At 65.6% G+C, this 23,526-nt stretch carries 25 protein-coding genes; 17 read left to right on the plus strand and 8 right to left on the minus strand.

Going from position 1 to position 23,526, the window contains the following annotated elements; genetic code table 11:
* The first annotated feature begins 128 nt into the window (after window positions 1-128).
* The 3 genes from ubiB (at window position 129) to ACYQR9_RS22375 (ending at window position 3,512) form a co-directional block, all read left to right on the plus strand.
* On the plus strand, window positions 129-1,685 hold the full coding sequence (gene ubiB / locus ACYQR9_RS22365) for a 2-polyprenylphenol 6-hydroxylase (protein ID WP_461228083.1): 1,557 nt from the start codon (window positions 129-131) through the stop codon (window positions 1,683-1,685).
* A 100-nt stretch (window positions 1,686-1,785) separates the two neighbouring features.
* A complete protein-coding gene (locus ACYQR9_RS22370) occupies window positions 1,786-3,057 on the plus strand; it encodes a phosphopantothenoylcysteine decarboxylase domain-containing protein (protein ID WP_461228084.1) in 1,272 nt (423 codons plus the stop codon).
* A gap of 245 nt (window positions 3,058-3,302) precedes the next feature.
* Entirely contained in the window at window positions 3,303-3,512 is a 210-nt protein-coding gene (locus ACYQR9_RS22375) for a hypothetical protein (protein ID WP_056258007.1), read from the plus strand.
* A 22-nt stretch (window positions 3,513-3,534) separates the two neighbouring features.
* On the opposite strand, the gene ACYQR9_RS22380 is transcribed toward ACYQR9_RS22375, so the two are convergent.
* Window positions 3,535-3,942, minus strand: coding sequence for a VOC family protein (locus tag ACYQR9_RS22380; RefSeq protein WP_461228085.1), 408 nt, complete (start codon window positions 3,940-3,942; stop codon window positions 3,535-3,537).
* A gap of 53 nt (window positions 3,943-3,995) precedes the next feature.
* Window positions 3,996-4,628 carry a glutathione S-transferase family protein gene (locus ACYQR9_RS22385; RefSeq protein ID WP_461228086.1) on the minus strand — a complete coding sequence of 211 codons (633 nt, stop codon included), beginning with the start codon at window positions 4,626-4,628 and terminating at the stop codon, window positions 3,996-3,998.
* 459 nt (window positions 4,629-5,087) lie between these two features.
* Between ACYQR9_RS22385 and rpsT the strand changes: the two genes are divergently transcribed.
* The 4 genes from rpsT to recF all read left to right on the plus strand — a co-directional run bounded on the left by rpsT (window position 5,088) and on the right by recF (window position 10,044).
* The gene (rpsT, locus tag ACYQR9_RS22390; RefSeq protein ID WP_461228087.1) at window positions 5,088-5,354 is read left to right on the plus strand and encodes a 30S ribosomal protein S20; all 267 of its coding nucleotides are present in this window, start codon (window positions 5,088-5,090) and stop codon (window positions 5,352-5,354) included.
* 565 nt (window positions 5,355-5,919) lie between these two features.
* Window positions 5,920-7,431, plus strand: a complete 1,512-nt coding sequence (gene dnaA, locus ACYQR9_RS22395) for a chromosomal replication initiator protein DnaA (RefSeq protein ID WP_207412677.1) — start codon at window positions 5,920-5,922, stop codon at window positions 7,429-7,431.
* Between the two features lie 286 nt (window positions 7,432-7,717).
* Window positions 7,718-8,839 carry a DNA polymerase III subunit beta gene (gene dnaN, locus ACYQR9_RS22400; protein ID WP_461228088.1) on the plus strand — a complete coding sequence of 374 codons (1,122 nt, stop codon included), beginning with the start codon at window positions 7,718-7,720 and terminating at the stop codon, window positions 8,837-8,839.
* A gap of 41 nt (window positions 8,840-8,880) precedes the next feature.
* A complete protein-coding gene (gene recF, locus ACYQR9_RS22405) occupies window positions 8,881-10,044 on the plus strand; it encodes a DNA replication/repair protein RecF (protein ID WP_461228089.1) in 1,164 nt (387 codons plus the stop codon).
* Between the two features lies 1 nt (window position 10,045).
* Here recF and ACYQR9_RS22410 read toward each other — a convergent pair whose 3' ends face one another.
* Window positions 10,046-10,672: a disulfide bond formation protein B gene (locus tag ACYQR9_RS22410; protein ID WP_056424762.1), complete on the minus strand. Its 627-nt coding sequence runs from the start codon at window positions 10,670-10,672 to the stop codon at window positions 10,046-10,048.
* A gap of 10 nt (window positions 10,673-10,682) precedes the next feature.
* The gene (locus tag ACYQR9_RS22415; protein WP_018042624.1) at window positions 10,683-10,838 is read right to left on the minus strand and encodes a DUF5993 family protein; all 156 of its coding nucleotides are present in this window, start codon (window positions 10,836-10,838) and stop codon (window positions 10,683-10,685) included.
* A gap of 117 nt (window positions 10,839-10,955) precedes the next feature.
* On the opposite strand from ACYQR9_RS22415, the gene ACYQR9_RS22420 reads away from it, so the two are divergent.
* From ACYQR9_RS22420 to ACYQR9_RS22455, 8 genes are all read left to right on the plus strand, one after another.
* Window positions 10,956-11,594, plus strand: a complete 639-nt coding sequence (locus tag ACYQR9_RS22420) for a LysE family translocator (protein ID WP_461228090.1) — start codon at window positions 10,956-10,958, stop codon at window positions 11,592-11,594.
* A gap of 171 nt (window positions 11,595-11,765) precedes the next feature.
* Entirely contained in the window at window positions 11,766-13,607 is a 1,842-nt protein-coding gene (recQ, locus tag ACYQR9_RS22425) for a DNA helicase RecQ (protein ID WP_056424759.1), read from the plus strand.
* 267 nt (window positions 13,608-13,874) lie between these two features.
* Window positions 13,875-15,020: a hydrolase gene (locus ACYQR9_RS22430; protein ID WP_461229879.1), complete on the plus strand. Its 1,146-nt coding sequence runs from the start codon at window positions 13,875-13,877 to the stop codon at window positions 15,018-15,020.
* A 157-nt stretch (window positions 15,021-15,177) separates the two neighbouring features.
* Complete coding sequence (purL, locus tag ACYQR9_RS22435; RefSeq protein WP_461228091.1) at window positions 15,178-17,397, plus strand: phosphoribosylformylglycinamidine synthase subunit PurL; 2,220 nt, start codon at window positions 15,178-15,180, stop codon at window positions 17,395-17,397.
* 26 nt (window positions 17,398-17,423) lie between these two features.
* Window positions 17,424-17,660: a BolA family protein gene (locus ACYQR9_RS22440; RefSeq protein WP_018042619.1), complete on the plus strand. Its 237-nt coding sequence runs from the start codon at window positions 17,424-17,426 to the stop codon at window positions 17,658-17,660.
* Window positions 17,661-17,682: 22 nt separating this feature from the next.
* The gene (locus tag ACYQR9_RS22445; protein ID WP_461228092.1) at window positions 17,683-18,189 is read left to right on the plus strand and encodes a DUF29 domain-containing protein; all 507 of its coding nucleotides are present in this window, start codon (window positions 17,683-17,685) and stop codon (window positions 18,187-18,189) included.
* A gap of 27 nt (window positions 18,190-18,216) precedes the next feature.
* Entirely contained in the window at window positions 18,217-18,558 is a 342-nt protein-coding gene (grxD, locus tag ACYQR9_RS22450; protein ID WP_056424753.1) for a Grx4 family monothiol glutaredoxin, read from the plus strand.
* Between the two features lie 619 nt (window positions 18,559-19,177).
* The gene (locus ACYQR9_RS22455; protein WP_056454960.1) at window positions 19,178-19,393 is read left to right on the plus strand and encodes a hypothetical protein; all 216 of its coding nucleotides are present in this window, start codon (window positions 19,178-19,180) and stop codon (window positions 19,391-19,393) included.
* Window positions 19,394-19,423: 30 nt separating this feature from the next.
* Here ACYQR9_RS22455 and ACYQR9_RS22460 read toward each other — a convergent pair whose 3' ends face one another.
* Window positions 19,424-20,248, minus strand: coding sequence for a hypothetical protein (locus ACYQR9_RS22460; protein ID WP_461228093.1), 825 nt, complete (start codon window positions 20,246-20,248; stop codon window positions 19,424-19,426).
* A 150-nt stretch (window positions 20,249-20,398) separates the two neighbouring features.
* On the opposite strand from ACYQR9_RS22460, the gene ACYQR9_RS22465 reads away from it, so the two are divergent.
* Window positions 20,399-20,728: a porin gene (locus ACYQR9_RS22465; protein WP_461228094.1), complete on the plus strand. Its 330-nt coding sequence runs from the start codon at window positions 20,399-20,401 to the stop codon at window positions 20,726-20,728.
* Between the two features lie 4 nt (window positions 20,729-20,732).
* On the opposite strand, the gene ACYQR9_RS22470 is transcribed toward ACYQR9_RS22465, so the two are convergent.
* Genes ACYQR9_RS22470 through ACYQR9_RS22480 form a run of 3 tightly spaced genes read right to left on the minus strand, consistent with a single transcriptional unit; the run spans window position 20,733 to window position 22,813 of the window.
* Window positions 20,733-21,221, minus strand: a complete 489-nt coding sequence (locus ACYQR9_RS22470) for a hypothetical protein (protein ID WP_461228095.1) — start codon at window positions 21,219-21,221, stop codon at window positions 20,733-20,735.
* The gene (locus ACYQR9_RS22475) at window positions 21,205-21,633 is read right to left on the minus strand and encodes a rod-binding protein (protein ID WP_461228096.1); all 429 of its coding nucleotides are present in this window, start codon (window positions 21,631-21,633) and stop codon (window positions 21,205-21,207) included. Before ACYQR9_RS22475 ends, ACYQR9_RS22470 begins: the two co-directional genes overlap by 17 nt.
* A gap of 40 nt (window positions 21,634-21,673) precedes the next feature.
* Window positions 21,674-22,813, minus strand: a complete 1,140-nt coding sequence (locus tag ACYQR9_RS22480; protein WP_461228097.1) for a flagellar basal body P-ring protein FlgI — start codon at window positions 22,811-22,813, stop codon at window positions 21,674-21,676.
* A gap of 281 nt (window positions 22,814-23,094) precedes the next feature.
* Between ACYQR9_RS22480 and ACYQR9_RS22485 the strand changes: the two genes are divergently transcribed.
* Window positions 23,095-23,526, plus strand: a complete 432-nt coding sequence (locus tag ACYQR9_RS22485) for a flagellar assembly protein FliX (RefSeq protein ID WP_461228098.1) — start codon at window positions 23,095-23,097, stop codon at window positions 23,524-23,526.

Below are 23,526 nucleotides of genomic sequence, written 5' to 3' on the forward strand. Positions count from 1 at the left end.
CTCCAGATCGCAGGGCGGCCTCTGGAAACCTCCTTCGAGGCCGCCGCCGAGCGTCGGCACCTCAGGATAAGGTTCAGTGGTGGGCCGAGTGCTGGTCCTGCCGTGATCACGCACGTCGAAAGCATCCCATGTTAGGCGCCATCGTCTATCTCATCCGTGGTGCCGGGGTCGGCTTCGTGCTGGCGCGCGAAGGCGGGCTGTCGTTCATCGACCCCACCGAGCTGCCGCCGCATCTTCGCTTCGCCCTGAAGCTCGGGCGGATGCTGGAACGGCCGGGCCTCGGCGCAGGGGCGGGGCCGCTGCAGCGCGCTCTGACGCGGCTCGGCCCCTCCTACGTCAAGTTCGGCCAGTTCCTGGCGACGCGGCCCGACATCGTCGGCATGAATGCCGCCCTCGATCTCGAGAAGCTGCAGGACCGGGTTCCGCCTTTCCCACAGGAGCAGGCGATCCGCGTGGTCGAAGCCGCGTTCGGCAAGCCGGTCCGCGAACTGTTCCTGTCCTTCAGCGAGCCCGTGGCCGCCGCGTCCATCGCCCAGGTCCACAAGGCCCATATCCTCGACGCGAACGGCGTCGAGCGGGTGCTGGCTGTGAAGATCATGCGGCCGGGCGTGCGGGAGCGGTTCCAGCGCGATCTTCAGGTGATGCGGTTCATGGCCCGCGTGGTCCATGCCCTGTCGCCGAAGGCCGAGCGCCTGCGCCCGCGCGACGTGGTCGAGATCCTGGCCCGCTCCGTGATGATGGAGATGGATTTCCGGCTCGAAGCCGCGGCCATGTCCGAGCTGGCGCAGAACACCAAGGACGATGCCGATTTCCGCGTGCCGAAGCCCGAATGGGAGCTGACCGCGCGGGACGTGCTGTCGAGCGAGTGGATCGAGGGCATCCGGCTCAATGATCGCGGCGCCATCGTCGCCGCCGGCCACGACCCCAAGGCGCTCGGGCTCGCGGTCATCCAGTCCTTTCTACGGCAGGCGATCCGCGACGGCTTCTTCCACGCCGACATGCATCCCGGAAACCTATTCGTGGATGCGAGCGGCACGCTGGTGGCGGTCGATTTCGGCATCATGGGCCGGCTCGGGATCATGGAGCGGCGCTTCCTCGCGGAGATCCTGCTCGGCTTCATCCTGCGCGACTACAAGCGCGTGGCGCAGGTGCATTTCGAGGCGGGCTACGTGCCGGCCCACCATTCGGTGGAGGATTTCGCCCAGGCCATCCGCGCCATCGGCGAGCCGATCCACCAGCGACGGGCCGACGAAATCTCGATGGCCAAGGTGCTGACCCTTCTCTTCGACATCACTGCCCTGTTCGACATGAGCACGCGCACCGAACTGGTGATGCTGCAGAAGACCATGGTGGTGGTGGAGGGCGTCGCCCGGTCCCTCGACCCGCAGCTCGACATGTGGACCGGGGCGGAGCCGGTGGTCCGCTCGTGGATCGCGCGCAATCTCGGACCTCTCGGGCGAATCGAGGGTGCGGGACGTGCGGCCCTGACCTTGTCCGACGTCGTCACCGACCTGCCCGATCTCGCCCAGCGCCTGCGCCGGATTCTCGTGCGTCTCGACGAGAGCGGAACCGGCGACCGCAAGGCTCTGGAGAGCATCGCCCGCAAGGAGCGTCGCCGGGCGCTCTGGTCCACGGCGGCGCTCTGGGCCATCGCGGTAGGCGCGCTGGTGATGGCGTTCCGATAGGGGCCGGGTGAACGGAATGGCGCGGACACCGCTGTTCGTGGCTGCCATGCCATATCCGTTCGCTGTGGACGATCACGAAGAGCGGGAGTAGCCCTCCATCATGACCCTCCCCCTCCAGAACCGACGCATCCTGCTCGTCATCGGTGGCGGTATCGCCGCCTACAAGTCGCTGGACCTGATCCGCCGCCTCCGCGAGCGCGGGGCGCGGGTGCGTCCGCTGCTCACGGCGGGGGCACAGGAATTCGTGACCCCCCTCGCCGCTGCCGCCCTCGCCGGGGAGCGTGCCCATACCGACCTGTTCGACCGGGCGGAGGAGGCCGATATCGGCCATATCAAGCTGGCACGCGATGCGGATGCCATTGTGGTCGCGCCCGCCACCGCTAACCTGATGGCACGGATGGCGAGCGGCGACGCCTCGGATCTCGCCTCCACGGTTCTCCTGGCGACGACCCTCCCGATCCTGATCGCTCCGGCGATGAATGTCCGCATGTGGCAGCATCCGGCGACGCGTCGGAATCTCGCGACCCTGAAGGGCGACGGTGTCCGGGTGGTCGGACCCAATGACGGCGCCATGGCGGAATCTGAGTTCGGTCCGGGCCGCCTCGCGGAACCCTTGGAGATCGCCGACGCGGTCGAGGCCATGCTCGGTGAAATCTCGAGGGCATCCTCGGCGGCGACCGGGGGATTTGGATTTCTGGCCGGTCGTTCGCCGCAGAAGCCTCTCGCGGGCCGGCGCGTGCTCGTGACGTCCGGCCCGACGCATGAACCGATCGACCCGGTGCGCTACCTCGCCAACCGCTCGTCGGGGCGACAGGGCCACGCCATCGCCGCCGCTGCCGCAGAAGCGGGCGCGGAGGTCACGCTGATCTCCGGTCCCGTTTCCATCGCCGATCCGAAGGGCGTCACGATGGTGCGTGTGGAGACCGCGCGGGAGATGCTGGCGGCGGTGGAGGCCGCCCTCCCCGCCGACCTCGCCATCTTCGCCGCGGCGGTGGGGGATTGGCGTCCGGCGCAGGATCACGCGTCCAAGATCAAGAAGGACGGGGCGGCCGTACCGCCCCTTTCGCTTGTGGAGAATCCGGACATTCTCGCCACCATCGCCCAGCGCAGTGAAGGACGCCCGACGCTGGTGGTCGGCTTTGCCGCCGAAACAGATTCGGTGATCGCTCATGCCCGGGCGAAGATCGCCCGCAAGGGCTGCGATCTGCTCGTCGCCAACGATGTCTCCGCCGAGGGCGGTGTCATGGGCGGCACCGCCAACACCATCCATCTGCTCGACCGGGATGGGGGTCTGGAGACATGGCCGACCCTCGACAAGGACGAGGTCGGGCGACGCCTGGTGGAGCGCTTCGCCGCGCGGCTCGCATCGTGATGCGGATCAATCCCGCGGATGCCACGTTAAGGCTTGACGAACCCTTCGCACCGCATCATGTGGGCGCAACCGCCGTTGCCCGGCATATGCTCGGCTCGGTGGATCACAGGAACTTTCGAACCCAATGCCCAGCGACAGTAGTCGATGGACCGCGCCGACTTCGGCCGACAGCGTGTTGAGCGCCTGATCGCTTGATCGGGTTCACCCGCGATCGGCCCTGACGGCCGGTCGAACGAGGTGAGCCCATGACCTTCCAGACCCTTGCTTTCCGCCGTGCCCGCTCGCGCGCCGCTTCGCCCTCCCGCGACAACAGCGTGGCGTTGATCCTTCTCGTGATGATGACCCTGGTCTTCGCACCCGTCATCGGCATGCATCTGGTGGCGGCCTTCGCCCCCTCCTCGCTTCCTTCGACGATGATGACGCGCTCGACCGGCACGGCGATACCGCCGGGCTGAGCCCGGCGGCCGGATGCACGTCTCAGGATTGCGGCGGAATGGCTGCCGGATCCATATGCATCAGCTCCCAGACGTGGCCATCCGGATCTTGGAACGAGCAGCCATACATGAAGCCGTAATCCATGTTCGGCTTCCAAGGCTTGGCCCCGGCCACCAGCGCCTTGGCCAGGGTATCGTCGACCTCCTGACGTGATTCGCAGGAGAGGCAGGTCAGCACTTCGGTGGCCTTCGATGCATCGCAGATGTCGCCGGTGATGAAGTCACGAAAGCGCGCTTCCGTCAGCAGCATCACGAAAATGCTGTCCGACACCACCATGCAGGCCGCATTCTCATCGGTGAACGCCGGATTGAACGTGAAGCCCAGGGCGTCGAAGAAGGTCTTCGAGGCTTCGAGATCCTTCACCGGCAGATTGACGAAGATCATCCGCATGTCTGTGGCTCCTTCTCATGATTCCGATGGGCATGGTGGGTCGCGAACAGTGATCAGTCCGCTTCCTGCTGCTTGGCCGCGAGGGCGGATTCGTCGGCCGTGATCTTGCGGAAGGAGGGGCGATCCTTGATCCGGGCCACGTAGGCGACGATCACGGGTTCTTCCGGGACGAGTTTGAAGGCGGTCATCCAGCCGAGTGCGGCACCCCAAAGGATGTCGGCGGCGCTGAATCGCTCGCCCAGAAGATACGGCCCCTTCGACAGGCCCGCGACGATGCTGTCGAGAACCGCGTCGAAGCTGCCATAGGGCGACATCGCCATCGGGCCCGGTTCTCTTTCGAGCGCGCGGTCGATCACCGCCGGCTCGAAGCACGACCCGTAAAGGATCATCCAACGAAGATAGGGACCACGCAGCGGGTCCCCGACCGGCGGCGCGAGGCCCTTCTGGGCGAACTCGTCGGCGAGATAGAGATAGATCGCGGCCTGCTCGGTGATGACCGCATCCCCGTGCCGGATGGCGGGGACCTTGCCCAGGGGATTGATCGCCAGATAGGCGGGCTCGCGATGCTCCCCTGCCCTCATGTTGAGGACGTGCAGACGATAGGGCAACTGGAGCTCGTCCAGCAGGATTCGGACGCCAGACGAGCGCGTGTTGGGTGAATGATAGAGCGTGATGTCGGAGGTCATCTATTCCGTTTCGCGTGCGAATCGTGGAAGGCCACTTTCTCCGAAGCCCGGCCCCGGTCAAACGTCGTCTCATCGTCGAGCGAAAAAAGACGATCGCCCGATGATCGTGTCGTGAACGACAGGGCTGTGTCGGGGCGCCCCGTTCAACTGTCGAGGCGGCGGATAACCTGTTCGTAGTCCGATACAATACTTGCTGTCAGCCGATTGGTTTGTTCGACCGGCGTCATTCAGTGCGGAATGTCGATGGCCCGAGCGAGGGTTCGGCAGCATCGGCGGTACGGACATTCGCGCCTGTCGCGTTGACGGAATGCCGGGGCGTGTCTATAGAGCGCGCTTCGCCGACAGGCCGCACTCACGCAGCCCGTCGGCTTCGCCATTGCCCGAACAACCTTTGCGCGTAGACCGACACACCAAGCCCGCGGGCTCGTCGGCATCGCCCTACATGAACGAGGATGCCCCATGGCCAACACCGTGTCGGCCAAGAAAATGACCCGCAAGATCGCGAAGCGGACCGCTGTGAACCGCTCGCGCCGCAGCCGTATGCGTACCTTCCTCCGCAAGGTCGAAGAGGCGATTTCCGGCGGCGACCCGTCCGTTGCGCTGACCGCCCTGCGGGCAGCCGAGCCCGAGATCATGCGGGCCGCTCAGCACGGCATCGTTCATAAGAACAACGCCTCCCGGAAGGTTTCGCGCCTCGCGGCGCGGGTCAAGGCTCTCGCAGCCTGATCCCTTCCTTCCTTGGATGACGCGAAAGAAGCCCGGCCTCAGTGCCGGGCTTCTTTCGTTTCAGGCCGTGTTTTCCCGCCTCTGTCCCAATGCATCTGCCGTGCGGACCCGCCGGATGTTTCGTCGCGGCTGACTGCCATCGCTCATCGTCCGGTGGGCTGTTGGTCGCTCCAATCCGAGTCGAACCGTTAACCCTACTTGCGAATCTGCCGTGTTGCGGAGTCTAGGAGGGCTGTGTAGATTAATGATGTCTCGCCAAAAGCGGGAAAATTCACACTTAATTCAAACCTATCCGAATCGTCCGCAAGGTTTCGGGCGGCTCAGGACTCGGTGCGGATCAGCGAGACTCTCAAGGCACCTCACACTGCTTTCCCCGCAACCCCCGTTGTTAGGAGAACCGTAGCTTATTGTTGATAGGGTCTTCTCATCGGCAAAAGCCTGCGGTGGAGGTGTTGACTCCGCCGGATCTCTATGGGTTCCGCGAATTCCTTGCGGGGCGTGAAGTCAGTCCAGTGTGCGTACGTTCCGGGCGGCGGCTTCCGCCCTCGGCGCGAGGAGAGCGATGATGCATGTCGACGGTAGCGTGGCGGGTAACGCCGAGACCGGCATGAGTGGCGCAGGGGGATCGGACACGGTTGCTGCCTGGGCGCGCGTGAAGCGGCGCCTGCGGGCGGAACTGGGCGAAGACGTCTTCGCCAGCTGGTTCGCGCGTCTCGAATTGGTGGAGGTGGTCTCCGGGACCGCCCGCCTCAGCGTGCCGACCCGGTTCCTCAAGAGCTGGATCGAATCCCATTATCTCGACCGTGTCCTGGCCACGTTCCGCAGCGAAGTCGAGAGCGTCTCGCTCATCGAGGTGGGCGTGCGCGGTGCTGGTGCTCCCCCACGCGTCGTTTCGGGTGCGGTCAAGTCCTCGGCTCCCGCGAGTCCCCTCGCTCGTCTCCAGGCCGCCAGCAGCGCGCAGCCCTCATCCGGCGAGATGAGCTTCCCGGCCGAGGCGGAATCCTCCTCTCAGGCGCGCGGCGAAGCCTCCGGCGACCTCAACGGCGCGCCCCTCGACAATCGCCTCACCTTCGCGAGCTTCGTCGTGGGTCGATCCAATGCCCTGGCACACGCCGCAGCCGAGCGCGTGGCCCGTCATGACGGCCAGGGTGCCCTCTACAATCCGCTCTATTTCCATGCCGGCGTCGGCCTGGGTAAGACCCACCTTCTCCATGGCATCGGCCATGCCGCGCGTGAGTCCGGCCGCCGGGTGATCTACCTCACCGCCGACCGCTTCATGTACGGCTTCGTCAACGCGCTGAAGACCCAGAGTGCGCTGGCCTTCAAGGAGAAACTGCGCGCCATCGATCTCCTGATCCTCGATGACGTCCAGTTCATTCAGGGCAAGTCGATCCAGGCCGAGTTCGGGCACACGATCAACTCGCTCATCGATGCGGGCCGTCAGGTCGTCGTGGCCTCGGATCGTCCGCCCACCGAACTCGAAGCCCTGGAAGAGCGGGTGCGGTCGCGCTTGGCCGGCGGCCTCGTGGTCGAGATCGGCACTCTGGACGAGCAGCTACGCATGTCGATCCTGTCGGCGCGGCTCGCCGCTGTACGGGTGGCGCATCCGAATTTCGAGGTGTCGCCCACCGTCGCCACCTATGTCGCCCGTGCGATCACCGCCAATGGCCGCGATCTCGAAGGCGCCGTGAACCGGCTTCTCGCCCATGCCACGCTCACCGGCACCGCCGTGACAATGGAGACGGCCGAGACCGCGATCCGTGACCTCGTGAAGAACCGCGAGCCGAAGCGCATCAAGATCGAGGACATCCAGAAACTGGTCGCCTCGCGCTACAACGTCTCGCGTTCCGACATCCTGTCGGAGCGGCGGACCGCCGCCGTGGTCAAGCCGCGCCAGATCGCGATGTATCTCTCCAAGGTGCTGACCCTGCGGTCGCTGCCCGAGATCGGCCGCCGCTTTGGAGGGCGCGACCACACCACAGTGCTCCACGCGGTCCGCAAGATCGATAAGCTGATCGGCGAGGACAATGTGCTGAACGACGAGGTCGAGCTCCTCAAGCGAATGCTGCAGGACTGAAAGCCTGGACGAGGCGAAGCCGCATGAGCGGCTTCGCCTCGAGCTCGAGCGAAAGCTCCGGTTCGCGGAGGCTGGCCTCGGAGACCGAAGGCGTCGAAGAAAGCCGGGGCAAGCGCTCGGAGCGGTTGCCCTGGAGGACGTCTCTTCCGCATTGCCCTGGATAGAGCGTTTCGCGCTCTTGCGTTCGGACAGGGCCTTCGCCAAGTTCACCGGCCAAGCCGCCGGCTCCATCCGTCATCGTTTTCGGGGTCAGCGACGTTTTTCCGACTGACCACGAGTTGTTGCGATGAAAGTCACTGTCGAGCGCGCGGCCCTCCTTCGATCGCTCGGCCACGTGCATCGTGTGGTTGAGCGGCGCAATACGATTCCGATCCTCTCCAATGTGCTCCTGCGCAGCGGAACCGACGGATTGGAGTTGAAGGCGACCGATCTCGACATCGAGGTGACGGAATCCGTGCCGGCCGACATCGTCGATCCGGGCGCCACCACGGTGCCCGCCCATGTGATCTACGACATCGTACGCAAGCTCCCCGACGGGGCGCAGGTCTCGCTGGAGACCAGCGGCGAGACCGGTCAGATGACGATCCGCTCCGGCCGCTCGCGCTTCTCCCTCGGTGCCCTGCCCGAAGGTGACTTCCCCGATCTCGCCGCCGGCGAACTCGGCACCAGCTTCTCCATCGGCGCGAGCGACCTCAAGCGTCTCATCGAGAAGACCCAGTTCGCGATCTCCACGGAAGAGACGCGGTACTACCTCAACGGGATCTACCTCCACACGATCGATGTCGACGGCGCCCTCAAGATGCGTGCGGTCGCCACCGATGGCCATCGCCTCGCCCGCGTCGAGATCGACGCGCCCGAGGGCAGCCGTGGCATGCCGGGCATCATCGTGCCGCGTAAGGCCGTGGCGGAGATTCAGAAGCTGGTGGAGGATGGCGGCGAGACCGTCGAGATCGACCTGTCGCCGGCCAAGATCCGCTTCCGCTTCGCCAGCGGCGTGACGCTGATCTCCAAGCTCATCGACGGCACCTTTCCCGACTACCAGCGGGTGATCCCGTCGGGGAATGACAAGTTTCTCACGGTGCAGCGCGACGAGTTCGCCCGTGCGGTCGACCGTGTCTCGACGATCTCGTCCGAGCGCGGCCGCGCGGTGAAGCTCGCCGTGCAGGAGGGCCGCCTCGCCCTTTCCGTCAACAACCCGGATTCCGGCAGCGCCACGGAAGAGCTCGACGTCGATTACGAGGCCTCCGCCCTCGATATCGGCTTCAACGCTCGCTACCTCCTCGACATCACGAGCCAGCTCGAGGGCGACACGGCTCTGTTCAAGCTCGCCGATCCCGGCTCGCCGACCCTGATCCAGGACCGCGAGGGCGCCTCGGCGCTGTATGTGCTGATGCCGATGCGGGTGTGATCGAGGTCGTTTCGCCGATTACCCCAGAAAGTTCGGGCATCGTGGATCCATCCACCGACGAACCGTCCGTCGTCGGTCTGCGCCTCACCCGTGTCATCTGCCGCGACTTCCGCAACCATGCCGATCTCGACCTCGCCGTCGGGAACCGCTTCGTCGCGCTCGTCGGAGAGAACGGGGCGGGGAAGACCAACCTCCTCGAATCGATTTCGCTCTTCTCCCCCGGCCGGGGCCTGCGGCGCGCGGACCTATCGAGCATGGCGCGCAATGCGGGCTCCGGCGGGTTCGCGGTCTCCCTCGCGCTCAAACAGGGCGAGGAGGAACATCGCATTGGCACGGGCTTCGAGCCCGCCGTGGGCGACGGCCGGGCCACGCGTCTGTGCCGGATCGACGGCGAGACGGTAGGTTCCCCCGTTGCCTTCTCCGAGTTCCTGAGGGTGGTCTGGCTGACGCCGGATCTCGACGGGTTGTTTCGCGGCCCCGCCGGCGACCGCCGCCGCTTCCTAGACCGTCTGGTCCTTGCCGTCGACGCGACGCACGGCGCGAGGGTGAACGCGCTGGAGCGGGCACTTCGATCCCGCAACCGCCTGCTCGAAGAACGGCCCAGCGACGGGCAATGGCTCGATGCCATCGAGCGCGAAGTCGCCGAACTCGGCGTCGCTGTGGCGTTGGCGCGGCGCGAGACCGCCGAGCGGCTGGATCGTCTCATCGCCGAGACCCGCGACGACGCGCAGCCCTTTCCATGGGCCGGGCTGAGGCTGGAAGGCGACCTCGACGATCTCGTGGCCGTCTGGCCGGCCTTGGAGGCGGAGGACCGGTTCCGCGCTGCCCTGCGCCAGGGCCGCCACCGCGATCGTGCCGCCGGGCGCACCCTGGTCGGCCCGCAGGCTACCGACCTCGTGGTCCGCCACGGACCGAAGGACGTGGCGGCCGCGACCGCTTCGACAGGTGAGCAGAAGGCGCTGCTCATTGGCCTCGTCCTGGCCCATGCGCGCCTGGTTCAGGCCATGTGCGGCATCGCCCCCCTCATTCTGCTCGACGAGGTCGCGGCGCATCTCGATCCGCGGCGGCGGGCGGGCCTGTTCGATGCCTTGGCCGCCCTGCAGGGGCAGGTCTGGATGACCGGCGCCGATCCGGCGTTGTTCGCCGAGCTGGACGGCCGGGCTGACATGGTTTCCGTGTCCGACGGGCGTATCGTGCCCGCCTGACTCACCGCGCGATCAGCCGCTCGAACATCTCGTAATTTACCGGATTGTCGGGACACAGGCCGAACCCGCATTCTGCGAAGGTCGAACCGGCATTGGCCAGCGCCACGACGAGGAACAGCAGGACGACGGATAGGCCGAGCGCCCCGGCCCGGGTGCCGGGAAGAACTGTCGGCGCCGTTCCGGTGGGCTGCCCGAGGACCGAGACCGTCTCCGAGCGCGACACGGCGGCCTCAGGAGTGAACTGCCGATCCCACAGGCACAGGATCGCGACGGCGACGATGATGCCGGTGAAGGCGATGAGCGCCCAGACATAGAAATGGAAGCCGAACAGATCCGAGCCATAGGTCCCGGTTCCGGGGATGATGTGCAAAGCCGTCTGACGGGCGGAGACCGCGCCTCCCACCACGGCGCTCAGGATGACGATGGCATAATGTGACGGTCTCGGCCGGTCGCAGATATTGAGGACGAGCCCCAGCCCGACTGCCGTGAAAGCGGCGCGCTGGAGCACGCAGAGCGGGCACGGCAATTCTCCGAGGACGATCTGAAACCAGAACGCCACGAGAAGGATGAGGCTGCAGCCGAGGAGTCCCGCTGCGTTCAGCGCGCGGGCGAGGGACGATGCGGACATTCCGTGGCCTTCAGAAGACGAGCGGCAGGGCGTCGGTGGCGTGCTCGCGGAACAATGCCAGCAGCACGCCCAGGGACAGGCCCCAGAGCAGCAAGGCCAGGCCGCGTCTCCCGGCGATCGCCGCCCCCGTGGCGCCAGCGAAACCGAGGAAGGGAAGGACCATCATGGGATAAACTCGCCGGTCTTTCATCGGCCCGCGATGACGACCCGCTGACCCTTGCCCAATCTGAGCAGACATCTCCTTTCGGGTGACTTAAGATGTGAAGTCTTTGTATGCCCTGTATTGCAACTGTCGACCGGAGCAGGCGTCATTCCCATCGCGCATCTTGTCGTTTTTGCCGCCATCTATGCCGCCGCCGTAGCCTCCCCCGGCCCCGGCATCGCAGCCCTGGTGGCGCGTGTCCTCGCCGAGGGCACCCGCGGCATCGGTGCCTTCGTCGCGGGCTTCATTGTCGGTGACCTGATATGGTTCGCCGTGGCGGCGGGTGGATTCGCCCTGGTGGCGCAGACCTTCGCGCCGCTTCTCGTCGCACTGAAATATGCCGGCGCGGTCTATCTCGCTGTCCTGGCCTTCAAAGCCTGGACATCCCGGGTCGGCGTGATCGACGCGGAGCCTCTTCGTGACGAGGGAGCCTTGCGTCTGTTCGCGGGCGGCCTCGCCATCACCCTGGGCAACCCGAAGGTGATCCTGTTCTTCCTGGCCCTGCTGCCGACGGTGGTCGATCTCGGCCGGATCGATGCTCTGGGGCTGGCGGAGCTTGGTGTCACCATCGTTCTCGTCCTCGGCATCATCCTCTCCGGTTACGTCCTGGCGGCCGAACGGGCCCGGCGCGTGATGACCTCTGCCAGGGCGCGACGACTGCTCAACCGTGGAGCCGGAACGGTCATGGCCGGTGCCGCCGTCGCGATCGCATCCCGCTGACACGTTCGCGATCGAGGCGAGGCGGCGATCCCGACGATTGACCTTGGAGCCCGAGGCCGTCAAAGCCACCATCATGGCAAATGACGGCCGCGACGGCGGCATTGCCGTGCCGAGGATGGCCGGCGCGACGTCCGCCTGCCGCCCTTCCCTGACCGCGATGACGGGCCCTGCATGACCGACCGCCTCGACGAAGCTCGACGCGCCCTCAAGAAGACCTTCGGCTACGACGATTTCCGGCCCGGACAGGACGAGGTGATCGGTGCCGTCCTCGATGGGACAGACGTGTTCGCGGTGATGCCGACGGGCTCGGGCAAGTCGATGACCTATCAGCTGCCGGCCCTGGTCGAATCCTCACTCACGGTGGTCGTGTCGCCGCTGATCGCCCTGATGCACGATCAGGTCCAGCAGATGATCGGTTTCGGCGTCGAAGCAGCGACCCTGAACTCATCGGTGGCGGAGGCGACGTCGCGGGAGACCTGGCGCAAGATCCGCAGCGGCGATCTGCGGCTCCTCTTCGTCTCGCCTGAGCGGCTGATGATGGAAGGGCTGATGGATGCCCTGCGCGGGGCCGGCGTGCGGCGGCTGGCCGTGGACGAGGCTCATTGCGTCTCGCAATGGGGGCATGATTTCCGCCCGGAATACCGCGATCTCTCCAAGGCGCGCGAGGCGTTGGGGAATGTCCAGACCGTGGCGCTCACCGCCACCGCCGACAAGGCGACGCGGGCCGACATCACCGAGCGGCTGTTTCCGGCCGGCCGCGACCTGAAGGCCTTCGTGCATTCCTTCGACCGGCCGAACATCCGGCTGACCTTCACGCCGAAGGACAACCCGACCCGCCAGATCGAGCGCTTCCTGCGCCACCGCCGCTCCGAGAGCGGGATCATTTACTGCTCGTCGAGGAAGCGCACGGAGCAGCTCGCGGAGGTGCTCGCCAAGGATGGGTTCAACGCCCTCCCCTACCATGCCGGCCTCGACCAGGGCACGCGCATGAAGAACCAGGACACGTTCCTGCAGGAGGATGGGGTGGTGATGACCGCCACCGTCGCCTTCGGCATGGGCATCAACAAGCCGGACGTCCGCTTCGTCTGCCACGCCGACATGCCCTCCAATGTCGAGGGCTACTATCAGGAGATCGGCCGCGCCGGTCGCGATGGCCTGCCCGCCGATACGCTCACGATCTACGGCCTCGACGACATGTCCCTGCGCCGACGGCAGATCGACGAGAAGGACGTGCCGGATGAGCGCCGCCGGGTCGAGCGGCGCAAGCTGGAGGCGATGATCGCGCTTTGCGAGGGTGCGACCTGCCGGCGGCAATCGCTGCTCGGCTATTTCGGCGAGGCGAGCGAGCCCTGCGGCCGCTGTGATCTCTGCCGCAGCGGCATCTCGCTCATCGACGCCACCGTGCCGGCACAGAAACTGCTCTCGGCCATCGTCCGTACGGGGCAGCGTTTCGGCGCCGCTTATGTCTGCGACGTCGTCCACGGCAAGGAAACCGACACGATTCGGCGCAACGGCCACACGGCGCTGAAGACCTTCGGCGTCGGTGCCGACAAGCCGCTCCCGGCATGGCGGGCAATGCTGCGCCAGCTCTTTGCAGCCGGGGCCGTGGCGGAGAACGACGACGGGTTCGGCGGGCTCTCCCTGACCGAGAAGGGCGAAGCCATCCTGTTCGGCCGTGAAGCGATCCAGATGCGGCCGGACCCGGAGCCGAAGGTGGCCGAGCCGCGCGACCGCAAGCGCAGCGGCGCGGCGCGCGAAGATGCGACCCTCGATCTCGATCCGGCGACGGAAGCTTTGTTCCAGCATCTTAGAGGCCTGCGTGCCACCATCGCCCGCGGCGAAGGCATCGCCGCCTTCATGGTCTTTCCCGACCGCACGCTGATCGAGATGGCCAAGGCCAAGCCCGTCGACCTCTACGCCTTGCGGACGGTGCACGGCGTCGGTGAGCGCAAGCGCGACGCCTATGGCGACCGCTTCGTCACCGCCATCGCGGAATACCTCGCGCACGGCTAGCGCTGGGTCCGAGCATGTTGGGCTGGGACAAAGCTCCAGCCCCTTGTTGTGCCGCGCTCTTTTCCGCCGAACCGGCATCCACGTCGGCGGAGAGCGCTCTCGACCGGCACAGCCTGATGCGGTTTCGCACTCGTATCAGGCCGGCCAGTTCGTGTAGGCAGCGGATTCGGCGCCCCACTCGCGCCTGTCTTCCACACAGTCACGGATACCAGCCCCATCGCCTCCGACCCGCCGGCCCCCGACACCTTGCCTCGCCAGGTCTTCTACATGCCGGGTTTCGACCCGCGTGAACCCGAGACCTATTGGGGCCTCTTCCGGCGGGAGAGCCGGCTGACCGCCGTCCGGCGCGGCATGACCATCACCGTGAGCGATCCGGAACGGTCCGCCGACGGATTGCGTCTCGACTGGCGCGTGGAGGCGGATGGCGCGCCGACGCGCTACACCCTGCTGCGCTGGGACGACATCGTCCGCGCCCGGTTTCCACGTTCGACCCTGCGCCGGCTCGTCGAGGTGCCCGCACTCTGGTGGCGGCTCTTACGGGACGGCTACCCGAAGCGATTCCGTCGCGAGGCGAAGCGCTTCGCCCGCGTGATCATCGGCGTCCACGCGATCTATGCCGCCCTGGTGGTCCTCTCCCTCGTCCTCGCGGCTTTGCCGGCCTGGCTCGGACCGGAGCAATGGCGACCCTGGAGCCTCGCGGCGATCCCCGTTCTCGCCTACGGGATTCATCTCGGCCTGATGGCGGTGACACGGGGCAAGCCGTTCTACGTCGCCCATCTGGTGGACGATACCGCCTTCACCTACGACCATGCCAGCGGCGCCGAGACCCGGATGCGCGCGCGCCTCGACGCCTTCGCGACCAAGATCCAGGCCGCCGAGGGCCATGCCTCCGAGATCGTCGTCATCGGCCATTCCTCGTCGAGCTTTCTCGGCATCGAGGCCCTCGACCGGATCCTCACCCGCGATCCGGATTTCGGCTTGCGCGGCACGCCCGTCTCCTTCGTCAGCATCGGCAGCGTGATCCCCTGGATCACCCTCGATGCGCCGGCCAAAGAGATGCGCGCAGCGCTCTCCCGGGTGGCGGCGGCACCTGCGATTCGCTGGATCGACGTGCGCGCGAAATGGGACTGGCTCTCGGTCCACGATCGCGACGTGCTCACTGCCTCCGGTGTCCCGTCGCTTGCCGGGCACCAGCCGGTGGAGATCCATGTCCGCATCACCGATCTAATCGAGCGCAAGATCATCGCCCGGCGCAAGTGGAACCTGTTCCGCATGCATTTCCAGCTTCTGATGTCGAGCCTGAACCCGGAGGCGTTCGATTACGTCGCCTTCGTCGCCGGGCCGGAGCCTATCCACAGCATCATCGACCGCTGTCGCGGAGCGGGTGTCCTGCCCCCGTCCAAAGCGGCCTGACGGCGCTTTTCCACGAGAGCGCATGGCCGGACGCCGCGATGACGTGTTGCCAGCACAGGCGCTTACACTCTAGAGCCGACCCAACTAGGTTCACCTCGCGCGACTTCCGTCCATGGGAGGCCGCCCGAGTGGAGCCTGAGCGGTCGAGAGGGCTCGCATGTTCCGCAACGATGTTCCGATCACCCCTGAACTGGTGCGCCAGCATGGACTGACGCCGGACGAGTATGAGCGTTTTCGTGGCCTCATCGACCGCGACCCGACGCTGACCGAACTCGGCATCGTCTCGGCCATGTGGAACGAGCACTGCTCCTACAAGTCCTCCCGCAAGCATCTGCGTGGGCTGCCGACCTCGGCGCCGTGGGTGATCCAGGGGCCGGGCGAGAATGCGGGTATCATCGATATCGGAGACGGTCTGGCCTGCGTCTTCAAGATGGAGAGCCACAACCACCCGAGCTTCATTGAGCCCTACCAGGGCGCGGCGACCGGGGTCGGCGGCATTCTGCGTGACGTGTTCACCATGGGCGCCCGGCCCATCGCGGCGCTGAACGCGCTCCGCTTCGGCTCGCCGGACCATCCCCGGACGCGCCACCTCGTCTCCGGCGTGGTGGCGGGCATCGGCGGCTACGGCAATTCCTTCGGCGTTCCCACCGTCGGCGGCGCCGTCGGCTTCCACCCGCGCTACGACGGCAACATCCTCGTCAACGCCATGGCGGTGGGCCTCGCCCGCACCGACGCGATCTTCTACGCGGCGGCCACGGGCGTCGGGAATCCGATCGTCTATCTCGGCTCGAAGACCGGCCGCGACGGCATTCACGGCGCCAGCATGGCTTCGGCCGAGTTCGACGACGCCTCTGAATCGAAGCGGCCCACGGTGCAGGTCGGTGACCCCTTCGCCGAGAAGCTGCTGCTCGAAGCCTGCCTCGAACTGATGGCAACGGGGGCCGTCATCGCGATCCAGGACATGGGTGCGGCCGGCCTCACCTGCTCGGCCGTCGAGATGGGCGCCAAGGGCGATCTCGGCGTGGAGCTCCACATCGAGAAGGTGCCGGCCCGCGAAGAGAATATGAGCGCCTACGAGATGATGCTCTCGGAGAGCCAGGAGCGCATGCTCATGGTGCTCAAGCCCGGTATGGAAGCGGAAGCCGAGGCCATTTTCGTGAAATGGGGCCTCGATTTCGCGATCATCGGGCACACCACCGATACGCTGCGCTTCGTGGTGAAGCATGACGGCGTGACCATGGCCGACCTGCCGATCAAGGAACTCGGTGACGAAGCCCCGCTCTACGACCGGCCGCATATCGCCAATACGCACCAGCCGGTCATCGCCGCTGCCGACGTGCCCGCGCCGATCGGCAATGCCGAGGCCTTGAAGAAGCTGGTCGGCTCCCCCGACCTGTCGTCGAAGCGCTGGGTCTACGAGCAATACGACCACTTCATCAGTGGCAACACCGTACAGAAGCCCGGTGGCGACGCCGCCATCGTGCGCGTCGAGGACGGCCCCAAGGGACTCGCCCTCACCGCCGACGTCACGCCGCGCTATTGCGAGGCCGATCCGGTCCAGGGCGGTCGGCAGGCCGTGGCGGAAGCCTGGCGCAACATCACGGCGGTGGGCGCCAAGCCTCTCGCCATCACCGACAACCTGAATTTCGGCAACCCGGAGAAGCCGGAAGTGATGGGTCAGCTGGTCGGCTGCCTCAAGGGCATCGGCGAGGCCTGCCTCGCCCTCGACTTCCCCGTCGTCTCCGGCAACGTCTCGCTCTACAACGAGACCAACGGCGTCGGCATCCTGCCGACCCCGACGATCGGCGGCGTCGGCCTCCTCGACGACGTGACGAAGCATGCCACCCTCTCGCTGAAGCGCGACGGCGACATGCTGGTCCTGGTCGGCGCGACGGAGGGCTGGCTCGGCCAGTCGGTCTATCTCTCGGTGGTCTCCGGCCGCGAAGACGGTGCGCCGCCGCCGGTCGACCTCGCGGTCGAGCGACGCAACGGCGATTTCGTCCGCAGCCTCATCGTCTCCGGGCTCGTCGACACGGTGCACGACCTGTCAGATGGCGGCCTTGCCGTGGCCTTGGCCGAGATGGCCATCGCCGGCGGCATCGGCGCGACGCTGCCGGAAGAGCCGGCGGGTCTACCTGCGCATGCTTATCTCTTCGGAGAAGACCAGGCCCGCTATCTCCTCAGCGTGGATCCCGAAAAGGTGCCGGACCTTCTCTACAGCGCGAACGCGCAAGGCATCCCGGCCGCTGTCGTCGGCCTCACCGGGGGGCAGGATTTGACCTTGCCCGCGGGCGAAACCATATCCGTTTCGGATCTACGCGAGGCGCATGAAGGCTGGCTGCCGACCTACATGGCGACCCGGCCTGCCGCGGTCTGAACGTCACTCGAAAAGGATTAAGTCCGATGCCGATGGATGCGCGCGATATCGAGGCCATGATCCGCGAGGCGCTGCCCGACGCCACGATCGAGATCAAGGACCTAGCCGGCGACGGCGACCACTACGCCGCGACGGTCATCTCCTCGGCCTTCAAGGGCAAGACTCGCGTGGCGCAGCACCAGCTCGTCTACGGGGCGCTCCAGGGGCGGATGGGGGGCGTGCTCCACGCCCTTGCGCTCACGACGGGCGTCCCGCAGGATTAAGGGCGACCAACGAGGCGTCCCCATGGACCAGCCGAGCCTTTACGACGACGGTGCCGTGGCCTGGGCGATGGAACAGGGTGCCGCTATGCGCGCGCTTGGACAGCGCCCGGAATTATCGAATGTTCTCGATTGGCATAATGTAGTCGAGGAGATCGAGAGCGTTGGGCGATCCGAGATCGATCGTGTCGAGAGCGCGCTTTCCCGGGTGCTCATTCACATTTTGAAGTACGTCTCTGCGCCTACGGCTCAATCGACCCGGTCATGGCGCAAGGAGGTCATCGTTTGGCATGCGTCGGCTGCGCGCAACTACAGGCCCTCGATGCGTCAGCGGATCGACTGGCAACGCTTGTGGAGCATATCGGTAAAGCTCGCCGACGCGTCGCTCAACGTGTTTGGAGAATCCCTGCCCGGCGGCCTCCCGGACATCATGCCTTTCACGCCCGAGGAACTCACCTCGCTCGACTTCGATATGGACCGCGGTCTCGAGCGTCTTGCAGCCGTATTGAAACCGGCGCCCGACCATCACTAGATCAGGCCAGTAACAAGGAACATCGCAATGACCGACGCCAACACCGCCATCAAGACCGAAATCGATTCCCAGGACGTGGTCGTGTTCATGAAGGGCACGCCGCAATTTCCCATGTGCGGCTTCTCCGGCCAGGTCGTGCAGATCCTCAATTACCTGGAAGTGCCGTTCAAGGGCGTGAACGTCCTCGACGACATGGCGATCCGCGACGGCATCAAGGCGTTCTCGAACTGGCCGACCATTCCGCAGATCTACGTGAAGGGCGAGTTCGTCGGCGGATGCGATATCACCCGCGAGATGTTCCAGTCCGGCGAATTGCAGCAGTTCCTGACGGAGAAGGGCATCCCGGTGAAGGCGACCGCAGTCGCCTGACACCAGCGAAGTCCGAATGGAGACGTCGATCAAGGGCGCGAAAGCGCCCTTTTTCGTGTCGAATACCCGGAGGAAGCGACGTCCCGATCTCGACAGGGCGACCTTTCCCAGGATCGTCGCCGAGATCCCCAACGAGCTGCCGAGCTTGCTCGAACCATTGCGGTGACCATGCCGGATGCTTGAATTCGAGGTCCGAATATAGGTGTGCTCAGCGTCAATTCTATTTTATTCGACGTCTAATCAAGACACGGGCATGTCTAGGATGCTGGGACGTACGGTGCCTGACGCGATGAGAAAAAGAATTCTTGTCTCTGCTTGAGGGGCTTGGTCAAAGGACGGTTCCGTGTTCACGGCCAGAGGGCAGTCTGCATTGGAGACTTGCCAAAGAAGCGATGGGTTTACTCGGATAAGATTTTCGAACGGCGAAAACCCTGGGCCGGCGCAATTAGAGCTTTGATCCGGTGCGCTTTCGCACTGCGAAAACTTCGCGGCAGTGCAAAAGCAAATTAAGCGTAAATAATCAGGGTGATCGGGAACTTGTTGCCGCAATCCCCATTATTCGCTTATACGAGCCCAACGACCCCTGCGAATCCGCACGGCTCAAGGTCCGGTGACCGCAATGCCAGTGTTCGAAGCCAAGAATCTCGACGCCGATCTCGAAGGCCAAGCGCTTTTGGCGGCAATCCTGTTTCCGACCCTGGAAAGCCAGGACCGTGCTTTGACGCATGGTCGGACCCGCATCACGCGCGCCAGCGCGATGGTCCATCCCATGACCATCGAGCCGCGCTTTCCGCATTCCCTGCGTGATCCGGAAATCGAGGTTCAGGTTTCCTGAAGTCGCACCTTCGCGCTCATTTCGTTCCCATCACCACGTCTGGTTCGTGATTAGCCCTTGCTTCGTCACGACGGTCCAGACACGACCGCGCCGTTCCACCGCATCGACCTTGCCAATACCGGGAATTGTATCGCCCGGACCGACTTCCACCAGACGATGGCGGCGGTCTTCGATGACGGCAACCCCATTATAGACCTCCCGCACGGCCCAGGTTTCGATCACGGCCGGGGCGGCGACCTTCGGTTTATCCGGGATCGAGCCGGTTTCAGTCGGCTCAGCCTGATGAGGTTTTGCGGCTTGCGGCGCCACCACCGGTGCGGCCGGAGCGGGTGCCACGGCACGCTTTTCGATCTGAGCCGTTAGGGCCGCGATCTTCGCCGTCTGGTCGCGCTCGGTCTGGTCCTGGCGATCGGCGAGGCTCGTGATCTTCGTCACGATGGCCTGTTCTGATTTTCCGATCCGGTCGTTGAGCGTCGCGGAGCGATTCTTCGCTTCGCTGCGAACCGATTCGGTCGCATCCTGCACCTGAGCAAGGATCTTGCCGAGTTTCTCGATGTCGGTTTGCAGACGACCGAGATCCGCGTGGCGGGCATCGAGACGGGATTGGATCTGCGTCAGGGATTCCGAGGAAAGGTTACCGTTCGGGGAGGCAAGGCTCATCGCGCCCGCACCCATGGCGAGGCCGAGAACGAGAGCCGCCGCGGCGACACCGGCGAGAAGCGGATCGATGGCCGGCAGGCGCTTGCGTGCCTCCGGTACCGGCGCCGGCCGCGTCTTGGCGCCGCTCACGGCCTGTTTCAACAGCGCTTCCGGCGACCGATCGGACGCCGCCGCCCCGATGACCTTATCCGCCATGACCCATGCTTCCCGTTTGACTGTGTCAGAAAGCATTAAGGACGTTTGTTTACCGAAAGGTTACCGTCTCGCTGTGGCGAGGTGGCATCGACCCATCGTTAAAGCTGAGCTATCCAGCATGATCGTTCGGGAATGGCGGCGAGGACAGGCATGGCGAGGACGGTCGGGACCTATGGCCTGCTCTTCGGTATGGTCCTGGCGTCGGCCGCGCCCGCTCTCGCGCACGAGCCACTCCGCCCCGAGCCCCAGCAAGCGGCGAAACCCTGCCCCCGCCACGGCTCCGGCTTCATTCGTATTCCCGGCTCCGACACATGTATCCGCATCGGTGGTCGGGCGACGACGGGCCTCGCTCTCCGCTCTCGCGAAGACGGTCCCGACTCGCGGCCGATCACCGGCGGCCGACTGGCCGTCGATACGCGCGTGGACACCGATTACGGTCCGGTCCGCACCTATGTGAGGATCGACGCTGGCGGGCGTTGAGCCGTCAGAGGCTGCGCGACAGAACCAGCGGCTGGCTCCGCGCGGCCGCGCCCCTGCCGTAGGGCGAAGGCGGCTGCGAGGGACGGCCGTAGACGGTCGTCGTCCTCGACCGGCTCATATCCTCGGCCAGGGACTTGACCAGGCTCTCCGACACCGTGCGCGCCGTCGCCAGGACGATCTGGCTGGTCTCGACCACCTGAGCGAAGCGCTGGTGCGCGGATTTAAGTCCCTCGATCGAGTCCGGGGCAAAGCGCGCCAGCGCGATGGCATTGGCCTTCGCCACTTCGAGGCCCTGCATATAGGACGCACCGAGAGCGGTCTTCCGCTCCGTGTCCGACAGCCCCTGGCGCAGCCGACCGGCCCTTACGTGGCTACCCTCTTCGACGAGGATGGCCTCCAGCGACTGCATCGTCTCCATGATATGGGCGATCAGCGCGTCCGCGCCGGCCTTGTCGACGATCCGTAGCGTTCTGGTCTCAGATCCGGGGTGCATTGCCGGCCTCCTGCATCTTGATCATCTCACGGTAAACCTGATCGGCAATGCCGATTCCGCCGCTCTTCACCATCTGGCCCGCATATTCTTTGGTCAGCATCGAGCGGTAGACCGCTCCGCCGGTGCCGTTATCGCCTAGCGGACCGTCGGTTCCCTCCGAGGTGGTGAGTCGCTCCAGGGTCTGTTCCAGGAACATCGTCTCGAACTCGTTGGAGGCTTTCCGGGCCTTGACCTCCGCTGGGGTTTTGGCGGCCGTCGCCGACAGTCTGGCGTTCGCTGACGTCGATGCGGATTTGGCGCTTTCCTTGGCCGCGTCTTCCTTCAGGCCGTTGCCGACGGTCTTGGCGATGTCGCCGATGAGCGCGCGGCCGACGCCAATGGCGGCCTTGGCGGCGAGGGGGGCGAACAGCATGGTCAGCGCCTCTTGGGTGGGAGGAAGGAAAGGGGTTGCATTACATCACCTCGATATCGGCCTGGAGGGCGCCGGCGGCCTTGATGGCCTGGAGGATCGAGATCAGGTCGCGGGGACCGACCCCCAGCGCGTTGAGGCCATCCACCAGCTCGCGCAGGGTGACGCCTTCCTTGACCATGGCGAGCTTGTTGCCGTCGCCGGTATCGACCTTGACCCCCGTGCGAGGCACGACGGTGGTGGTACCGTTCGAGAGGGGTGCGGGCTGGCTCACCTGCGGTTGCTCGGTGATGGTGACGGTGAGGTTGCCCTGCGCGATGGCGACGGTGGAGACGCGCACGTCGCGGCCCATCACGATGATGCCCGAGCGCTCGTCGACGACGACCCGCGCCGTCTGGTCGGGCTCGATCTTCAGCTGCTCGATCTCGGTGACGAGGCGGATCATGTTGCCGTTATATTTGGCGGGGATCTGCAGCGTGACGGTGGCCGGATCGGTGGGCTCGGCGGTGTCGGCGCCCATGAAGTCGTTGATCGCGGCCGCGATCCGCTTCGAGGTGGTGAAGTCCGGGTTGCGCAGAGACAGGCGCAGGGAGCGCATGTCGTTCATCTTGAACGCCGTCTCGCGCTCGATCATCGCCCCGTTGGGGACGCGCCCATTGGTGGGAACCCCGCGGGTGATCTTCGCGGCATCGCCTTCGGCCGAGAAGCCCGCAATGGCCACCGATCCCTGCGCCAAGGCGTAGACCTCGCCATCGGCACCGAGCAGGGGCGTGACCAGCAGCGTGCCGCCTTGGAGCGACTTGGCGTCGCCCAGTGACGACACCGTGATGTCGATGCGGTTTCCCTGCGTGGCGAAGGGCGGCAGGCTCGCCGTGACCATCACGGCTGCGAGGTTCTGGGTGCGCATGGTGGCGCCCCGCGTATTCACGCCGAGGCGTTCCAGCATCGCCTGAAGCGATTGCCGGGTGAACGGGATGTTGTTGAGCGTGTCGCCGGTACCGTTGAGACCGACGACAATCCCATAGCCGACCAGCTGGTTCTGTCGGACTCCCTCGATGCTCGCGAGATCCTTCACGCGTGACAGGGCGGAAGCCTGCCCGTTCATGGCGAAGACCAGCGTCAGCAGCGCGGCTGCGCAGGCAAGGAGAGTAGAATGTTTGGGCCGGGCGATCGCGAGTGGCATGAGTCGCTTTGCTGGTCGACGGAGCATGTCGGTCAAGTCGGACATACCGGTAGGTCTGCCAGGACCGTGCCAACAGATCTGGTCTTATAAGTGACTGATAATAAATGATTTTCTTGATTCTCTCTGGCGATGTCGAGGCATGGAAGGTCGGCCTTCCCTGCCGACCCGGCAGGTTCTGCCGGCTTGTTTACCGATGATTAACCATCGAGGGCGGAATCTGCTGGGCGGAACGATCATCGTGCCGATGCGCGAAACGACGCCCTGATTTTCGGAGACGGCCCATGCGCGTCGATAACCGCCTCGTCTCGCAGACTTCGGCCGCTGCCTCGCCGACCGTTCGCAAGGCGGATGCGTCGCCGTCCTTCATGCTGGGCCATGATGCCGCCGCCACTTCCACCGCCGCCTCCACCGCATCGACCACGTCTCTGGCGGGGCTCGACGCGATCCTGACCCTCCAGGGCCAGGACGAGCAGCCCGGCGAGCGTCGCCGTCGTTTCGCCAGGCGCGGCCACGACCTTCTGGACGGTCTCGACCGGCTCAAGGCGTCGCTGGTGATGGGGCGGGTGTCGACACGTGAACTTCAATCCATCGCGAGTCGTCTCTCGGAACGTGCGGGAACGAGCGGTGATCCGCGCCTGGATGGGCTCATCGCCGATATCGAGCTGCGTGCGGCGGTGGAACTCGCCAAACTGCAATCGGCCCAAGACAACTGA

It is taken from the genome of Methylobacterium sp. CM6241 (assembly GCF_054817845.1).

Bases quoted from the DNA above. Each gene is read 5' to 3' on its own strand.
- ubiB (WP_461228083.1), top strand. From the start codon at position 129: ATGTTAGGCGCCATCGTCTATCTCATCCGTGGTGCCGGGGTCGGCTTC.
- ACYQR9_RS22370 (WP_461228084.1), top strand. From the start codon at position 1,786: ATGACCCTCCCCCTCCAGAACCGACGCATCCTGCTCGTCATCGGTGGC.
- ACYQR9_RS22375 (WP_056258007.1), top strand. From the start codon at position 3,303: ATGACCTTCCAGACCCTTGCTTTCCGCCGTGCCCGCTCGCGCGCCGCT.
- ACYQR9_RS22380 (WP_461228085.1), bottom strand. From the start codon at position 3,942: ATGCGGATGATCTTCGTCAATCTGCCGGTGAAGGATCTCGAAGCCTCG.
- ACYQR9_RS22385 (WP_461228086.1), bottom strand. From the start codon at position 4,628: ATGACCTCCGACATCACGCTCTATCATTCACCCAACACGCGCTCGTCT.
- rpsT (WP_461228087.1), top strand. From the start codon at position 5,088: ATGGCCAACACCGTGTCGGCCAAGAAAATGACCCGCAAGATCGCGAAG.
- dnaA (WP_207412677.1), top strand. From the start codon at position 5,920: ATGCATGTCGACGGTAGCGTGGCGGGTAACGCCGAGACCGGCATGAGT.
- dnaN (WP_461228088.1), top strand. From the start codon at position 7,718: ATGAAAGTCACTGTCGAGCGCGCGGCCCTCCTTCGATCGCTCGGCCAC.
- ACYQR9_RS22410 (WP_056424762.1), bottom strand. From the start codon at position 10,672: ATGTCCGCATCGTCCCTCGCCCGCGCGCTGAACGCAGCGGGACTCCTC.
- ACYQR9_RS22415 (WP_018042624.1), bottom strand. From the start codon at position 10,838: ATGATGGTCCTTCCCTTCCTCGGTTTCGCTGGCGCCACGGGGGCGGCG.
- recQ (WP_056424759.1), top strand. From the start codon at position 11,766: ATGACCGACCGCCTCGACGAAGCTCGACGCGCCCTCAAGAAGACCTTC.
- ACYQR9_RS22430 (WP_461229879.1), top strand. From the start codon at position 13,875: ATGCCGGGTTTCGACCCGCGTGAACCCGAGACCTATTGGGGCCTCTTC.
- purL (WP_461228091.1), top strand. From the start codon at position 15,178: ATGTTCCGCAACGATGTTCCGATCACCCCTGAACTGGTGCGCCAGCAT.
- ACYQR9_RS22440 (WP_018042619.1), top strand. From the start codon at position 17,424: ATGCCGATGGATGCGCGCGATATCGAGGCCATGATCCGCGAGGCGCTG.
- ACYQR9_RS22445 (WP_461228092.1), top strand. From the start codon at position 17,683: ATGGACCAGCCGAGCCTTTACGACGACGGTGCCGTGGCCTGGGCGATG.
- grxD (WP_056424753.1), top strand. From the start codon at position 18,217: ATGACCGACGCCAACACCGCCATCAAGACCGAAATCGATTCCCAGGAC.
- ACYQR9_RS22455 (WP_056454960.1), top strand. From the start codon at position 19,178: ATGCCAGTGTTCGAAGCCAAGAATCTCGACGCCGATCTCGAAGGCCAA.
- ACYQR9_RS22460 (WP_461228093.1), bottom strand. From the start codon at position 20,248: ATGGCGGATAAGGTCATCGGGGCGGCGGCGTCCGATCGGTCGCCGGAA.
- ACYQR9_RS22465 (WP_461228094.1), top strand. From the start codon at position 20,399: ATGGCGAGGACGGTCGGGACCTATGGCCTGCTCTTCGGTATGGTCCTG.
- ACYQR9_RS22470 (WP_461228095.1), bottom strand. From the start codon at position 21,221: ATGCACCCCGGATCTGAGACCAGAACGCTACGGATCGTCGACAAGGCC.
- ACYQR9_RS22475 (WP_461228096.1), bottom strand. From the start codon at position 21,633: ATGCTGTTCGCCCCCCTCGCCGCCAAGGCCGCCATTGGCGTCGGCCGC.
- ACYQR9_RS22480 (WP_461228097.1), bottom strand. From the start codon at position 22,813: ATGCCACTCGCGATCGCCCGGCCCAAACATTCTACTCTCCTTGCCTGC.
- ACYQR9_RS22485 (WP_461228098.1), top strand. From the start codon at position 23,095: ATGCGCGTCGATAACCGCCTCGTCTCGCAGACTTCGGCCGCTGCCTCG.